Raw genomic sequence first — 15,728 nt, forward strand, 5'->3', positions numbered from 1 at the left:
TCTCCCACGCACGAGAAACGCAGCACAAGGCTGCCCATCCTGCCGCGCGGCCGAACCACGCGGCAGGACAACCAAACTCAGTTGGCGCTTTTCGAAGCTTCGATCTCGGCCATGAACTCCGTCACGATCTCCTGATCGAGCTGTGCGCTCACTTCCTCGACCACCGGCTTGACGGCATCGCGGAAGGCCTGAAGGTTCTCGGCCGAGATCGTGTCGATCTGCATGCCCTTCTCCTTCAGGAATTCGAGCGTTTCGCCGCTCGAGGCGTTGATGATCTCACGATTGTAGTCGGAGCTCTCCGCACAGGCGGCGCGGACCGCATCCTGCTGGGACGCATCCAGACCATCCCAGAACTTCTTGCTGGCATAGACAACCGAGATGGTGGTGAAGTGCTGGGTCTCGGTCAGGTAGTCCTGAACCTCATAGAAAGATGTCGAGCGGGTGACATCGTTGGCGATCTCATTGCCGTCGATCGCGCCGGTCTCCAGAGCCGTAAACGTCTCCGGGAAAGGCAGCGGCGTCGGGTTCATGCCCATGGCTGAAAGCGCGTCGATATAGACCTTGTTCTGGATCGTGCGGATGCGCAGCCCCTGCACATCGTCGAGGCTGGTCACGGGACGCTTGTTGTTGGTGATGTTGCGGAAGCCGTAATCCCAGAAGCACAGACCGACGAGGTTGTTCGGCTCCATCTTGTCCAGAATTTTCTGCGACACCGGGCTGCGGGAAACCTTGTCCAGCTGCTCGTAGCTGCCGAACATGAAGGGAAGCTGGAAGACGTTGAATTCCGGCACCATGGCGGCCAGGCCTGCGGTCGTGGTCACCGCCATTTCGACGATGCCGCCCTGTGCGGAGGAGATCGACTGGATCTCGTTACCGATCTGCGCCTGCGGGAACTGGCGCACCGTGACGGCCCCGCCGGTCTTCTCCTCCACAAGCTCTGCAAACTTCGTGACGGTCTGCCCCATCGTGCTGTCCTGGGCGACGGGGTAGCTGAACTTGATCTCTGCGGCGGACACGGCGCCCGCGCTGAGTGCGGCAACCGAAACGGAAAGAGCGGCGGCTTTAAGCAGTTTCATGAATTCCTCCCAAAAAACACATCTTGGCGATGGCGCAATTTCCGTAACATCACCATACGATATCTGTCAAAGTTTTTTGACCTTTTTCGAATTACAATTCTCACAATATGATTTTTACATGAAACTTCACCTGTACGAGGGACGCTGCTTCAGCGCCGCATCTCCCTTCGCAACCAAAGGGTTGAGCCACAGAACGTCGTTTTCCCCGAAAACCTGAACGACCGACGCCGGGACATGCTTGAGATTGGCGATTGCCGGTGACATGTTCGTGTCCAGAGGAAACGCATTGATCAAAATTCTGCACACCGCCGACATTCACCTCGACTCCCCGCTCAAATCGCTCGCCCTGCGCGATGTGACGCTGCGTGAAAAGGTGGAAACCGCCAGCCGCGCCGCCTTTTCGCGGATCATCGACACCGCGCTCTCGGAAGAGGTTTCGGCGCTGCTGATCTCGGGCGATCTCTTCGATGGCAAGGAGCGCAGTGCGCGCACCGCCGCCTTCCTCACCGGACAGCTCGATCGCCTGCGCGCGGCGGGTGCCCGGGTCTTCTACATCAAGGGCAACCACGATGCCGAAAACCCCATAACCGGTACGCTCGACCTGCCCGATCATGTGCATGTCTTCGACGCACGGGGCGGAAAGGTGCAGCTTGCGGAAAATGTCTGGGTGCACGGCGTCAGCTTTGCAGATAGACACGCGCCCGACAGCCTCCTGCCGCGCTTTTCGGCCCCCGTGGCCGGTGCGGTGAACATCGCCATGCTGCACACATCGCTTGCCGGGGCGGCGGGGCATGACACCTACGCCCCCTGCACTGTCAGTGAATTGTCAGGGATGGGCTTCGATTACTGGGCGCTCGGCCATGTCCACAAGAGACAGGTCCATTCGCAGGCGCCATGGGTGGTCATGCCCGGCATCCCGCAGGGGCGTGACATCGGAGAGGCAGGCCCGAAATCGGCGACGCTTCTGAGCGTCAACGACGGTGGCATTCGCGTCGACGAAATCCCCACATCGGCGCTGGAGTTCACCAATTCCGCGCTCGACATCACGGCGGCGCAGAGCGACGAGGCGTTGCGCACGCTCCTGCGCGATCACCTGCGCACGACCGCCGGTGAGCTTACGGCAGATGCCGGCGTTCTGCGCCTCACCCTGCAGGGCGCGCCGGAACGCCACTGGCATTTCCTGCGCGACCGCGATTACTGGGGCGAGCAGATCAGCGAACTGGCGCGGGAGACCGACCGCCTCTGGATCGAGAAGCTGGACTTCAGCCTCGACGCGCCGGCGCAGCACGACGGCGCGCTTAGCGCCACCGACGAGCTGGCCGCAACGATCACCGCAATCCAGGCGGAACCCGGCTTTGCGAGCGCGGCCCAGACCGAAATCGATGAGGTTCTGATGGATCTGCCGCCGGCCATTCGCGCGCGGCTCGTGCCCGATGAGGCCGCAGCGGAAAGGCTCACCCAAAGCCTTGCCGAAGCCGGAAGCGAGCGTGTTCTGGCGCGGCTGAAGGGTGCTGAAAACTGATGCGTCTGCGCAAACTCTCCATGGACCGTTTCGGCCATTTCACGGGCCGTCAGTTCGACTTCGGCGAAGCCGGAGAGAAACCCGATTTCCACATCATCTACGGGCCCAACGAGGCGGGCAAGACGACCACGATGGAGGCGGCGCTGCGCCTCTTCTATGGCTTCCCGAACCGCGAGGGCTACGCCTTCAAACACCAGCGCAGCAATCTGCAGGTGTCCGGGCAACTGGAAATCGACGGCGACCTGCGCTGGTTCACCCGCCTTCCCACACGCAGCGGCGCGCTGGTGGATGAGGCAGGCGCGCCCCTGCCCGAGACCGCCATATCGGCCCTTCTGGCTGGCCTTTCCGAAGAGGATTACCGCCACCTTCTGTGCCTTGACGACGAAACCATCGAGCGCGGCGGCGAAGAAATCGCGCAGGCGCGCGGCGATATCGGGCGGCTTCTCTTCTCCGCAGCCGCCGGCGTGGCGGATCTGAGCACCGTTCTGGACAAGGTGCGTGAAGAAGCGGACGAAATCTGGCGCAAAAGGGCCAGCAAGACGCGCATCGCCATTCTCAAGCGTGAGCTGGCGCAGCTTGAAAAGGACATTCGCGAGCGCGACGTTTCAGCAAGCGCATGGCGCAGCCTCAAGAAAGAGCTGACCGATGCGCGCAAGGCGGAAAGCGAAGCCAGAACCGCGCGCGATGGGCTGCTTGAGAATGCAGCGCGGATTGCAGCCAGACGCCGCGCCCTGCCCATGCTGGCCGAAATCGAGGCGCTTGCAGCCCGCATCGCGCCCTTCGCATCCTTCCCCGAAAGGCTGGATTTCGAACCGGAAAGCCTGGTCACACTGCTTGCCGAGGAAAGCCGGACACGGGCGGACATCGAGCGCCTGACCACGGAGATCGATGAGGCGAGCGCGGCGCGCGATGGCCTGAGCCGCACGCCGGAACTGGTGGCCCTCTCAGAGACGCTAGACACGCTGAATGAGCTAAGCGCACGTGACGTGACCGCAGGACTTTATCTGGAACGCCGGCGAGCCAGTCTTTCCGAAGCCGAGAGCGCCATAGTTCGCGCAGTCAGAGACCTTGGCGCTGACGGGACCACCAATCCGCGCAGCCTTGTGCTGACGCCCGCCCAGATTGCCAGCCTTGAACGCGCGCGCGATGAATTGCGCAGCGCCGAGCAGACGCTTTTGGCCGAAAGCCGGGAGATCGAGGATCTGGCGGCGCGTTTCGAGCAGGCGGAAACGGCACATGAAGCGGCGGCAGCGAAGATCCCGGCCGCGTGCGGGATCGGCGAGATACTCGCCCGCCATGATGTGGAGCGCCTTGTTCCCCTTATCGCACGGGCCGAGCAGGCGATTGATGCGGCGGCCGCTGACGAGCGCCTTGCGCGCGAAGGCCTCACGGTCGGCGCTGTCCGTTTCGAGACACTGCCGGACTGCCCGACAAGCCTCCTGAAGGCGCAGGACTGGGCCGAGGCCCACGCGGAACTTACGCGGCAGATCGCCCAGGCCGAAGAAGCGCTTTCGCAGCATCGTGAGGATTTGGCCGCCCGCCGCGCGCAGGCCGCCCAGCTCGCCTCCGACACAAGCCTTGTTTCAGATGGCGAGGCAAACACCCTCAAGACCGAGCGGGACCGGCTTTGGCAAAGACACCGCGCGGAATTGAACGACGGGAGTGCACAGACCTTCGAACATGCGCTTCATGCGCTTGATGCGGCGATGCAGTCGCGCGTCCTGCAGGCGCGCGATCTCGGGCAGCTGCGCCAGATCGAACAGGCCGGTGCTGAGTTGCAGGCGCGCGCCGATCAGGCACAGGCGCGACTGACAGCGCTTCGCGAAAAACAGGCCGCGCTTGAAAGCGCCGTGAACGATGCCGCCGAATCCGCCGGCCTTCCGCGCCCGCTGTCGCCGGCGGAGTGGCTCGACTGGGTGAAGCGCCACGAGGCGGCGGCAGAGGCTTCGGCCAGAACCGCGCGTCTGCGCGAAACGCATCGCCCGACGCTGGCGCGGGCGGAGCATCTGCTTGATACGCTCCTCCCCCATCTGAACCTCGAGAACCCGGTTCTGGACAGCGCTCTTGCCGCAGCCCGCACTCTGGCCGAGGCGGAAAGCGAGGCGATTGCCGCCGCAGCACAGGCTCATGAGGCGCGCCGCACGATTGACGAAGAGCTGCGCCGCAGAACGAAAAGGCAGGAAGCTGCAAAGGAAAAGGCCACACAGGCCAAAGCTAACTGGCGTGATCTGGTCCGCGATCTCCTGGGTTCAGCAGTAAATGAGGAGAGCCTTCTGGCGACACTCGATCCGCTGCGGGCTCTGCGCGACGGCGAAGAAAAACGCGCCGACGCCGCGCAGCGCGTCGCGACCATGGAGGCCGATCAGGCGCTTTTCGAAAGCAGGGTCACGGCGCTCGCCGCCACCCACGATATTCCCGTGGCCGAAACCGCAGCTGCAACATTCTCGCTGCTGCGTGAACGCTCCGAAGCGGCACGCGCTGCGGAAACACGCGCGGCGGAGCTGAGCGCAAATCTCGACCGGGCCAGCGCCCGGCTGACGGAGAAAGAGAAGCGGCTGAAAGACATCGACCGCGAGGTCGAAGTGATGGGGCGGATTTTCCCCGAAGACGCGCCGGTCGACACACTCGATGCCATGCGCCGCACCGCCACACAGGCCCAACAGGTCATCGCCGAGCGACAGGAAAAGGCCAGGCTTGAACGCACGGTTCTCTCCGAACTGGGCCTGGAAAGCATGGAGTGCGCCCGCGATCTGCTGCAAGGCGTCACAGCTGCCGCCCTTGAAGCCGAGGCGGAAAGCCTGAAAGCTGACGTGACGGAGGCCGAACGCCAGTTGACCGCAACGACCGAGAAGCGCGTGACGGCAGAGCAGGCGCTGCTTCGCGTGACCGGCGACGCCGACATTGCCGCCATGACGGAGCGCAAGGCCACGCTTGAATTGGAGTTGGAGGAGGCTGCCCGCGATCATCTGGAGCTTTCACTGGGCTACCGGCTGGCCGACGAGGCGATCCGCCGCTACCGGGACACCCATCGCAGCGGCATGATGGCCGCCACCGAAAGCTGCTTCTCAACGCTGACGCAGGGCGCTTATGAACGCCTGACGACACAGCCCGAAGGCAATGACGAAACGCTTCTTGCAGTCGCTCGCGACGGAACGGCCAAGCGGGTGGCTGAGCTTTCCAAGGGAACACGCTTCCAGCTTTATCTGGCGCTGCGCGCCGCCGCACACGAGCAGCTGATCGCGCAGGGCACCCGCCTACCCTTTTTCTGCGACGATATTTTCGAGACATTCGATGAGAACCGCACCAGCGCCGCCTGCCGGGTGATGGAACAGATCGGCCGCCGCGGCCAGGCCATCTACCTGACCCACCACCGCCACGTGATCGACCTGGCACAAAACGTCTGCGACACCCCGCCCCGCGTTCATGAGATTTGAAGAAGGAAGAACCCTCTGGGTGCTCGCCCAGGTGAAAGATATTTAGGAACGACGGGCGGGTATTTTCCGAAAGCACCACGCAGGCAGACCAAAGGGGCAGACCAAAGGCGAGCATCCGTATGCGCCTTCCGAACGAGCCATTACCGCACGCAAAGTCGCATCCACGATGCATCGTCATCGCCTGCCCACCGGCTAAAAGCCAAGGCGACCATATTAATGCATCAATTGGATAATATCACTCAAAGAACTCTTGGCTCTTTGCGCACTGGTTCTCGCCCCGCCGCCTCAGGCGCACATGGCCCTGAGGGCGGCTTCGTCGACCACTTCCACCGTGCGCGTGTTGGCCAGGCGGACGAGGCCCTTGCTCTTGAACTTCGAGAAAGTGCGCGAAACCGTTTCGATGGTCAGGCCCAGATAATCGCCAATATCGGTGCGCGACATGGGAAGCTGCACCTCGCGGGCATTGTCCTGACGCTCCATCATGTCGAGAAGGAAGGCGGCGACGCGTTCGGCGGCGTTCTGCCGGCCAATCACCAGAAGATGCTCCTGCGCACGAACGAGCGCCCCCAGAGCGGCGTCCAGCGTCTGGCGCCAGTTGCCTTCATTGGCAGGCTGACGGAACACGCGAATGCCAGCCGGGCCAACGGCTTCAGCAAAGAAATGATGATGGCCGTCGGCTTCGAAACCGAACACTTCGCCCGCCACATGGAAGGCGCTGATCTGACGGCGACCGTCCGACAGGAGGCGATAGAGGCGAACCGCACCGAACTCGACCTGATAGAGCGCATTGGCGCGCTCGCCCTGCGCATAGACCTCTTCATTGGCCTCGAAGAAGGCAATCTGGTGCGGCTGGTCGGGAGAAAACGACGCAGGCGCCGGACGCGCCTCGGCAAGACGCTGATGCCCCCGGAAAGGAGCTGTCGGTGCGTGTGCGGTTGCGGCCTGTGCAAACATGGGTGCCTCCGTCGTTTGGATGCTCCATTACTGCCGCAATGCCCGCACGCGCGAAATTCGGTTTTGTCCCTACGGGATTCTACGTAGCGCCTCTCAGATCGCGATGCCGGGCCTGCTCCAGAAGGTCGTGAACCGCGTTGACGACGGCGCTCCCAAGGAGCGGTTTTTCTATGGTTCTTATGTGCCCGGCCTGCGGCATCTCATCCAGCGTATCGGCCAGAAGAACGAGTGGCCCGGCCCCGCCAAGCAGCCGTTCAAGCGGCACCTTCATGTCGGCAAGGACTTCATGATCCACAATCGTGCAGGCAGCCGTGCGGCGCAGCCGTTCAACCTCTTCCAGATTGCGCGGCACGACAACGTCGTACCCCTCCGATTCAAGCATGAATCGCAGTGACAATCGAAAGGCTGAATCGGGCGCCACCACGAGAATCATTGCATGCACATCCCGGCATCTCCTCACTGCCGGGCAACGCAAATCAGTCACCGCGGCAGTGTACAATCTCTGCCGTCGGTCGCCATCGTGCTTTGCGTTGGATCAAAACGCCCAGTGAAAGGCGAAATCAGTCGACCGGATCACCGGCCTGCAGGACCATGCGAACCAGTTCCGGCAGGTTTCTGGCCTGCATCTTGGACATCACATTGGCCCGGTGAACCTCGACCGTGCGCGGGGAAATATCGAGTTCAAAGGCGATCGTCTTGTTGGGCATGCCCGCCACGATCCGGCGCATCACCTGCTGTTCGCGCTCCGAAAGCTGCTCCACCCGTCCCCGCACCAGCGCCGCATCGGCGGCGGCGGGCGGCCGCTTGTCGAGTTCGCAGATCGCGCGGGAAAGCGCCTCCATGAGCGTGTCGTCGGAGAACGGCTTTTCGATGAAGTCCAGCGCGCCCGCCTTCATCGCCTCGACCGCCATCGGCACGTCGCCATGGCCGGTGATGACGATGGCCGGCAGCATGGCGCCGTGCTCGTTCAGCCGCTGCAGAAGCTCGACGCCGCTCATGTCCGGCATTCTCAGATCGGTGATCAGGCAGGCACTCTGCAGCCCGGGCGCAACCTTGAGAAAGGCCGTTGCCGATTCATGCACCCGCGCCACATGCCCGGACATGGTGAGCAGAAAAGCCAGCGATTTGCGCACCGGCTCTTCATCATCAACGATATGGATCACCACATCATCAGGCATTCTGCAATTCCTGCTCTTCCATTGCGGGCAGCGTGAAACGGAATGTCGTCCCCTCGCCCGAACTCACGATCAGTTTCAACATGCCGCCATGGGCTTCGGCAATCCGCTTTGAGATCGCAAGCCCCACGCCCATGCCGCCCCTCTTGGATGAGACAAACGGCTTGAAAAGGTTCTCGGCGATTTCCTCGGGCACTCCCGTTCCCGTATCGGACACGTCAATGTCTATGGCGTCGCCTTCCTCGTTGAAAGCCACGGTCACCTTGAGTTCGCGACCGTCACTCTCGCGCATCGCCTCCATGGCATTGCGCATGAGATTGATCAAGATCTGCTGGATCTGCACCCGGTCCACGAAAACCCTGCCAAGCCCGGCTTCGAACTCGAAGACGGTGTGCACGCCGAGCTCGCGTGAGCCCATCAGGGCGAGTGCGGCGGCCTCCTCGACCAGTTTTTGCAGGTCTTCCGGGTGCTTCTCGCTCTCACCACGCGAGACGAATTCACGCAGATGACGGATGATCTGTCCGGCATGAAGCGACTGCCGCGCCGTCTCTTCCAGCGCATCGCGCATGCGCTCGGCCACGGGGTCATCCAGATCGTTCAGGAGCCGCTTGCAGCCCTGCACATAGTTGGAGACGGCCGAAAGCGGCTGATTGAGTTCATGCGCCAGGGTCGAGGCCATTTCCCCCAGCTCGTTGAGGCGGGCAAGACGCGCCAGTTCCGCCTGCACCTCTTCCATCTGCGCTTCGGTTTCCGCACGCTCGGTCAGGTCGCGGATGAAACCGGTGAAGAAGGTGCGCCCGCCACTCTTCATCTCGCCAACAGCGAGCTTCATGGGAAAGGTGGAGCCATCCTTGCGCTGACCGACCACCACGCGGTCGATGCCGATGATGCGGCGTTCACCCGTGGTCTTGTAGCGCTCGATATAGCCGTCATGCTGCCCGCGATAGGGCTCGGGCATCAGCATTTTCACATTGTTGCCGCGCGCCTCGTCTTCCGTATAGCCGAACTGGCGCACTGCAGCGCGGTTGAACGACACCATCGTTCCCTTGTGGTCGATGACGACGGTGGCGTCCGGAACCGTGTCGAGAATGGAGTTCAGATGCGCGTCGCGCGCCGCAAGCTGCTGGCGCACCAGCTTTCCCGCATCCTCGGCGTTGAAATAGGCAGCGCCCACATGGGCGATAAGGATGAGAAAGGCGATGAGCGCGGCAAACACGGGAAGCGAGAGCGGCAGCGTGTCCACGACGCCGACCAGCGCCACGGCTCCGGCAACCAGCGCCACCGCGACAATTCCGGCAACACGCCCGCCAAGGATCGCGGCGTAAAGGGCCGTGAGCGATGCAAGGAAAATGATCCAGATGCCGCTGAACGCCGGCCCCATCCACAGGCGGGCGGCCAGAAGGATCAGACTGCCGCCCATGGCAACGACATAGCCCGGCACCCCGGTGCGGCGCGCCGGTTCAGCAATATCGAAATCGTGACCCAAGATTGCCCCTTCCGCAACGGGTTCGTTTGTGGTGCGCATTATTTCCGCACGTGCGTGTCACTGCAAGCCTCGGCCATGGCACAATTGCCAACTGTTTGATCCAGCGCAAAGCGCACTGTATCGTAATGGGTGATAGTCTCCGATTAATGTTTGGAGTCGGAAATGAAACGCTTGTCCCAGAAAATTGAAACGCATGCCAAATTGATGGGCAAGATGATGGACCGCTGCGATGTGGATTTGCAGCGGCTCGCTGCCGATCGCCTTGGCCTGACGCTCGCCTCGGCCGTTCGCACCTGCGCCCGCTGCCGCAATGCCGATTCCTGTCAGGGCTGGCTGGCGGCAACTGCCGGAGAAACAAAACGCCAGCCGCCGTCCTTCTGCCCGAACGCAGTTCTCTTCAATAAAATGACACGCCTTGAGGAAGAGACTCAGGACGAACGCCTCGCCCTGAGCAGCGCCGGGCTGTAGATCAGCGCAAACCCGAGAAACGCGATCATCCAGGCCGTTCCGGAAATGTGAACCCAAGCCAGTCCCGGCTCGAAAGCAGCCCAGACGCGCACGATTGCGGCCACGCAGACAGCACCGAAGATCACACCTCCCGCCAGTCCGGCCTTCAGCATGCGCCCGGTGTGCCCCAGCGTCGCGCGCATCATAACCGCCAGCGTCATCGCGCCAATGGCGCCGCCGCCGAGCGCATGAAACCCGGCGGCCTGCGGCACGCTCTCGGGCAACAGCGCCGAGAGCGCCAGCAGCCCGAGACCGAAGGGCACGAAGGCATAGGCGATGTGCAGCATGAGCACCAGCGCGTCCCGCACGGTGCGCTCACCGGCCCAGCGCGTCAGGCGCACGGCCTGCGAGACTGCGGCGATTGCGAGCAGAACGCCCGTCAGCAGCGCCTCGGGCAGGAACACCCACAGGGTAAGCGCCGCCGTTGAAACAACAAGCGAAGCGACGTCATATTGCCCGAACGGCACGGGCAGACGCCCGGGATTTTCGCGCACCAGCCAGTTGCGGGTGAAGCTCGGAATGATGCGCCCGCCGATGATCATGATCAGGACAATGGCCGCGCCAAGGCCAAGCCGGCGGCTCACATCGGAGATCCCTGCCGTCTGCACCTCGACATGAAACAGGATGTTGGCGAGCAGAAGAACCGCGAGCGGCATCAGCACCTTGAGATTGCGCCAGTTGCGGCCGGCAACGATTTCGCGCACAGCCGCCAGCGTCAGCGCCACGAGAAACGCATTGTCGATGATGGCGGCCTGCCACCATCCAAGCGATGCGGAATAGTAGATGGCCACGCGCCCCGCGATCCACAGCGCAACCAGAACCGCGAGCGGCGTTCCCTGCACGGGCAGCCGCCCGGTCCAGTTGGGAATGGCGGTGAGCAGAAAGCCGGCGACGACAGCCGCCAGAAAGCCGAACAGCATCTCGTGCACATGCCAGTCGACCGGCAGGAAAAGGCTGCGCGTTTCAAGAAGCCCCATATAGATGGGCAACCAGGCGAGAATGGAGAGGCCCGAATAGGCTGCGCCCAGAAGGAAGAAGGGCCGAAACCCATAGGACAACACCGCCGGCCCCTCATAGGCCCGCAATCTCGGTACAGCCATCGCCAACTCCTGAAAAGGTAGGGCCGGACGGATGCTTCCCCCATTCCGTCCGGCCGGCTGCTGCGTCGACGCTACCGGACTGGCCGGTGCGCACCGCCGCTGGTTGTCGCAGCAGCATCTCATGAAGAGCCGTTGGATATCCTTTTGGGTGGCTCTCTGAGTGTTTTTCTAGCGGCTTTCGCGCCGCGAGAATTTGCGCTAGCGCAAAGACGGTCTAAAAAAAGCGCGATTTTGAACGCGGAGTTGCAAATGCCGGGCCTCGACCCTTCGCTGATTGCCGATCTGCCCAGCTTTTCGGGGCTGGAGCGCCGGGAGCTGGAGACGCTTCTGGGCTATGCGCAGCCCCTGCGCTTTTCCGAAGGCGCGACAGTCTTCGCCCAGGGCGATGAAGCGGAATCGTTTTACGTCCTGCTCGATGGCCACATTCGCGTGGTTCGCTCAACGCCCGAGGGGCAACAGGTGATCGTGCGCTATATCAGCGTCGGCGAACTGTTCGGCATCGCAGCCGCCCTTGGCCGCAGCACCTATCCGGCGTCCGCTGTCGCCGCAGCAGAATGCGTGGCGCTCGCCTGGCCCAATGCGAAATGGGACGAACTGACCGCACGCTTCCCCTCACTTGGCGCGAACACCTACAAGACCGTCGGCGGCCGTCTGCAGGACGCGCACACGCGCGTTGTCGAAATGTCGACCGAGCAGGTCGAGCAACGGGTGGCGCATGCTCTCCTGCGCCTCGTCAAGCAGACCGGACGCAAGACCGCCGAAGGGGTGGAGATCGACTTTCCGATCACCCGGCAGGACATCGCGGAGATGACCGGCGCGACGCTGCACACGGTCAGCCGCGTCCTTCAGGCATGGGAGAAGGACGGCATCGTTCGCGGTGGCCGCAAGCGTGTCGTGGTGATCAGCCCGCACCGCCTGCTCCTGAAAGCCGAGGCCCGCAAGGAGAGCTAGGGTCAGGACCCTAGGGTCAGAATCCGTCAGCCCTCCGTGATTGCCAGTTCCAGCTCACGCCTGAATGCCTTTTCATCGATGCCATGTTCCTGGCAGGCGTCGCTCACCGAATGAAACGCGGTAATCGGGCACCCCACGCACAGCATGTGATGGCGCAGCATCACCGCGACCGTGTCCGGCCAGTGCGCCATGATCTCCTCAAGCGTCATCCCGGCACGCAAATGCGTCTGTCGCATCGTCGCCTCCTCCAGACCGAAACATCCTCCACTCAGGCATTCAGCTCGATGGCTTCGACACGCAGGATAGCGGCCTTCGGGCCACGGTTCATTGCGCTGACGCAACAAGCCGCGCGTCGGTCACACGGCAGCAGAGTGGCGCGCGCCGCCACGCTTCAGATACTGGTCGAACAGCGCAGCCGTCGAACGTACCAGCGGCCGCGCCTCGTCGCGCAGGCTGAAGGTGCCGCCATCTTCCACCAGTCCGGCCTCTTCGTCCGCCTGACGCGCCTCGCTCACGATCCGCCGCCCGCATTCGCCGAATAGCCGGATCGCCTCTTCGCCCGAAAAGGCGAAGTCGCACATGAGCCGCTCGATCACCCAGGCCCGCGCCTGATCCTCTTCGCTGAGCGCGATGCCCCGCGCCGTGGCAAGACCGCCTTCGCTGACGATGCGCTCGTAATTCGCAGTCGCCGGCGTGTTCTGCGCATAGCCCTGCGGCAGGCGCGACACCGATGAAGGCCCGAGCCCGATCAGCGTCCGGCACGCATCTTCCGTATAGCCCTGGAAATTGCGGAACAGCCGCCCTTCCCGCGCAGCCACCGCCAGCGGATCATCCGGCTTTGCGAAATGATCGAGCCCGATCACCTCATATCCGGCCTCGCGGATGATGCGCGCCGTTTCCTGCTGCTGCGCAAAGCGCTCTTCCGGCCCCGGAAGAAATGCCTCGTCGATCATCGTCTGGTGCTTCTTGAACCAGGGCACATGCGCATAGCCGAAAAGCGCGATGCGATCCGGCGAAAGCGTCAGCGCCTGCCTGATCGTATCGGCCACGCTTTCAAGCGTCTGGTGCGGCAGGCCATAGAGCAGGTCCAGATTGACCGAATGCACGCCGCGCGCGCGAACGCCATCCACAACGCCCCTGGTCTGTTCAAAGGTCTGCTCGCGATTGATGGCCGTCTGCACCTTCGGGTCGAAATCCTGCACGCCAAGGCTGGCGCGCGTCATGCCGATGGCCGCAAACGCGTCGAACCGCGCATCGTCCATATCGTTGGGATCGAGTTCGACACTGATCTCCGCATCATCGGCGAAGTTGAAGGCGTCTTTCAGCGCCGCGCCCAGCCGCAGCACGTCTTCGGGCCGGAGCATGGTGGGCGAGCCGCCGCCGAAATGGAGCGCGCGGATGCGCCCATTGCCATCCAGCACGTTTCCCACAGTCTTTATTTCACTAAGGAGCGCGTCCAGAAACGCCGCGACCGGCTCGTAACGGCGGGTCATTTTCGTGTGGCAGGCGCAGAACCAGCACAGCCGATCACAAAAAGGGATGTGTAAATAGAGCGACACGTCGTCGCTGCTGCCCGTCTGTTGCAGCCATCCACGGAAGGTTTCTGCGCCGATTCCTGCATGAAAATGCGGGGCCGTCGGATAGCTCGTATAGCGCGGAACCGCTTCTGAATAACGGGTTGCCGGCACTGTCCCGGTGATCTGTTCGCCTGCGCGCTGCATGTTGACCATCCCTCATAATGAACGGAAACTGTTTTTCATGGCTGGGGGCGCGCAGCTTTGACGCAGATCAAGGCAGTTCGGTTCCCGTTAAGAGATGCGTTGAATGTGGGAATCGGGGAACGGATTCCCGCGAGCTTTTCTGGATTGGGGAAACAGCAATGAGATTTGGCACCGAGATCGTATTGGTCGGCCTGGCTGCTTTTGCAGCTCTGGCCGCTGCGGGTCTGGCGCAGGATTCAGCTTTTCAGGCCCATATGTGGGTTCTGTTCTTTGTCCTGCTGGGATCGGCGATCGTGTTGATGCGCAACACCAGCTTTGCGCCCGAGGGCGCGGCATCGATACCGCTCAAGGCCGACACCGACGGCTATATGGACGGTCCGATACGGTACGGCGTCATCGCAACGACATTCTGGGGCGTTGTCGGCTTTCTGGTTGGCGTCATCGTGGCGCTCCAGCTTGCCTACCCGGATTTGAACATCGAACCGTGGTTCAACTTCGGCCGCACCCGGCCGCTGCACACCTCGGCCGTTATCTTCGCCTTCGGCGGCAACGCGCTGATCGCCACCTCGTTCTACGTGGTGCAGCGCACGAGCCGGGCGCGCCTGTTTGGCGGCAACCTGGCCTGGTTCGTGTTCTGGGGCTATCAGCTCTTCATCGTCATGGCGGCAACCGGCTATCTTCTGGGCATCACCCAGAGCCGTGAATACGCCGAGCCGGAATGGTATGTGGACCTGTTCCTCACCATTGTCTGGGTGGCGTATTTCATCGTCTTCTTCGGCACGATCATGAGGCGCAAGGAGCCACATATCTATGTGGCCAACTGGTTCTACCTGTCCTTCATCGTGACCATCGCGATGCTGCACATCGTGAACAACCTTGCTGTTCCCGTTTCGCCCTTCGGTTCCAAGAGCTACTCGCTCTTTGCCGGTGTTCAGGACGCACTGACCCAGTGGTGGTACGGCCACAACGCGGTGGGCTTCTTCCTGACCGCCGGCTTCCTCGGCATGATGTACTACTTCATTCCGAAGCAGGCCGACCGTCCGGTTTACTCCTACCGTCTGTCGATCATTCACTTCTGGGCGCTGATCTTCCTGTACATCTGGGCCGGTCCGCACCACCTGCACTACACCGCCCTGCCCGACTGGGCGCAGACGCTGGGCATGGTCTTCTCGATCATGCTGTGGATGCCGTCCTGGGGTGGCATGATCAACGGTCTGATGACGCTTTCGGGCGCATGGGACAAGCTGCGCACCGACCCGATCATCCGCATGATGGTTCTGGCCGTTGCCTTCTACGGCATGTCCACCTTCGAAGGTCCGCTGATGTCCATCAAGGCCGTCAACTCGCTGTCGCACTACACTGACTGGACCATCGGTCACGTGCATTCCGGTGCGCTCGGCTGGGTCGGCATGATCACCTTCGGCGCACTCTACTATCTGGTTCCGAAGCTGTGGCACCGCGAGCGTCTCTACTCGCTGCGGCTCGTCACCTGGCACTTCTGGCTCGCCACCCTCGGCATCGTGGTCTATGCGGCCGTGATGTGGGTCTCCGGCATCCAGCAGGGTCTGATGTGGCGCGAGTACGACTCTCAGGGCTTCCTGGTCTACTCCTTCGCCGAAACCGTGGCTGCAATGCACCCCTACTACGTGCTGCGCGCACTTGGCGGCGTGCTCTTCCTGCTCGGTGGCATCGTCATGGCCTACAACCTGGCCATGACCATCCTCGGCCACCAGCGCGAGGAAGAGCCGATCGGCGGCACTGTCGTACAGCCCGCAGCCACCATTCAAAACGCCGGTTAAGGA

13 protein-coding genes are annotated in these 15,728 nt (G+C 62.5%); 5 read left to right on the plus strand and 8 right to left on the minus strand.

Annotated features, from left to right (window positions below; genetic code table 11):
- Positions 1-77 precede the first annotated feature (77 nt).
- Positions 78-1,076 (minus strand): TRAP transporter substrate-binding protein DctP, encoded by a 999-nt coding sequence (gene dctP, locus AC4PTT_RS16035; RefSeq protein ID WP_206544762.1) that lies wholly within the window; start codon positions 1,074-1,076, stop codon positions 78-80.
- A 286-nt stretch (positions 1,077-1,362) separates the two neighbouring features.
- Here dctP and AC4PTT_RS16040 point away from each other — a divergent pair, with 286 nt between their 5' ends.
- Both AC4PTT_RS16040 and AC4PTT_RS16045 read left to right on the plus strand, forming a co-directional pair.
- Positions 1,363-2,598, plus strand: coding sequence for a metallophosphoesterase family protein (locus AC4PTT_RS16040; protein ID WP_492161639.1), 1,236 nt, complete (start codon positions 1,363-1,365; stop codon positions 2,596-2,598).
- A complete protein-coding gene (locus AC4PTT_RS16045; RefSeq protein WP_492161640.1) occupies positions 2,598-6,032 on the plus strand; it encodes an AAA family ATPase in 3,435 nt (1,144 codons plus the stop codon). The genes AC4PTT_RS16040 and AC4PTT_RS16045 overlap by 1 nt, the downstream gene beginning before the upstream one ends.
- Before the next feature lie 285 nt (positions 6,033-6,317).
- Here the strand turns inward: AC4PTT_RS16045 and AC4PTT_RS16050 are convergent, their stop codons facing one another.
- The 4 genes from AC4PTT_RS16050 to AC4PTT_RS16065 form a co-directional block, all read right to left on the minus strand.
- Positions 6,318-6,986: a helix-turn-helix domain-containing protein gene (locus AC4PTT_RS16050; protein WP_113154379.1), complete on the minus strand. Its 669-nt coding sequence runs from the start codon at positions 6,984-6,986 to the stop codon at positions 6,318-6,320.
- Between the two features lie 79 nt (positions 6,987-7,065).
- Positions 7,066-7,368, minus strand: a complete 303-nt coding sequence (locus AC4PTT_RS16055) for a hypothetical protein (protein ID WP_222473822.1) — start codon at positions 7,366-7,368, stop codon at positions 7,066-7,068.
- 178 nt (positions 7,369-7,546) lie between these two features.
- Positions 7,547-8,164: a response regulator FixJ gene (gene fixJ, locus AC4PTT_RS16060; RefSeq protein WP_432515984.1), complete on the minus strand. Its 618-nt coding sequence runs from the start codon at positions 8,162-8,164 to the stop codon at positions 7,547-7,549.
- Entirely contained in the window at positions 8,157-9,581 is a 1,425-nt protein-coding gene (locus AC4PTT_RS16065; protein ID WP_390881194.1) for a PAS domain-containing sensor histidine kinase, read from the minus strand. Before AC4PTT_RS16065 ends, fixJ begins: the two co-directional genes overlap by 8 nt.
- A 228-nt stretch (positions 9,582-9,809) precedes the next feature.
- On the opposite strand from AC4PTT_RS16065, the gene AC4PTT_RS16070 reads away from it, so the two are divergent.
- Complete coding sequence (locus tag AC4PTT_RS16070; RefSeq protein WP_492161641.1) at positions 9,810-10,115, plus strand: DUF6455 family protein; 306 nt, start codon at positions 9,810-9,812, stop codon at positions 10,113-10,115.
- Here AC4PTT_RS16070 and AC4PTT_RS16075 read toward each other — a convergent pair.
- Entirely contained in the window at positions 10,076-11,254 is a 1,179-nt protein-coding gene (locus AC4PTT_RS16075; RefSeq protein ID WP_492161642.1) for an NnrS family protein, read from the minus strand. The two genes, AC4PTT_RS16070 and AC4PTT_RS16075, sit on opposite strands and share 40 nt — an antisense overlap.
- A 249-nt stretch (positions 11,255-11,503) precedes the next feature.
- Between AC4PTT_RS16075 and AC4PTT_RS16080 the strand changes: the two genes are divergently transcribed.
- Positions 11,504-12,205 carry a Crp/Fnr family transcriptional regulator gene (locus tag AC4PTT_RS16080; protein WP_113154375.1) on the plus strand — a complete coding sequence of 234 codons (702 nt, stop codon included), beginning with the start codon at positions 11,504-11,506 and terminating at the stop codon, positions 12,203-12,205.
- Between the two features lie 26 nt (positions 12,206-12,231).
- Here the strand turns inward: AC4PTT_RS16080 and AC4PTT_RS16085 are convergent, their stop codons facing one another.
- Positions 12,232-12,441 (minus strand): DUF1858 domain-containing protein, encoded by a 210-nt coding sequence (locus AC4PTT_RS16085; RefSeq protein WP_206554366.1) that lies wholly within the window; start codon positions 12,439-12,441, stop codon positions 12,232-12,234.
- Positions 12,442-12,561: 120 nt separating this feature from the next.
- Positions 12,562-13,926, minus strand: a complete 1,365-nt coding sequence (gene hemN, locus AC4PTT_RS16090) for an oxygen-independent coproporphyrinogen III oxidase (protein ID WP_492161643.1) — start codon at positions 13,924-13,926, stop codon at positions 12,562-12,564.
- A 158-nt stretch (positions 13,927-14,084) separates the two neighbouring features.
- On the opposite strand from hemN, the gene ccoN reads away from it, so the two are divergent.
- Positions 14,085-15,725, plus strand: coding sequence for a cytochrome-c oxidase, cbb3-type subunit I (gene ccoN, locus AC4PTT_RS16095; RefSeq protein WP_113154373.1), 1,641 nt, complete (start codon positions 14,085-14,087; stop codon positions 15,723-15,725).
- The last annotated feature ends 3 nt before the right edge of the window (positions 15,726-15,728 follow it).

Source organism: Nitratireductor sp. WH36-1, from assembly GCF_058725515.1.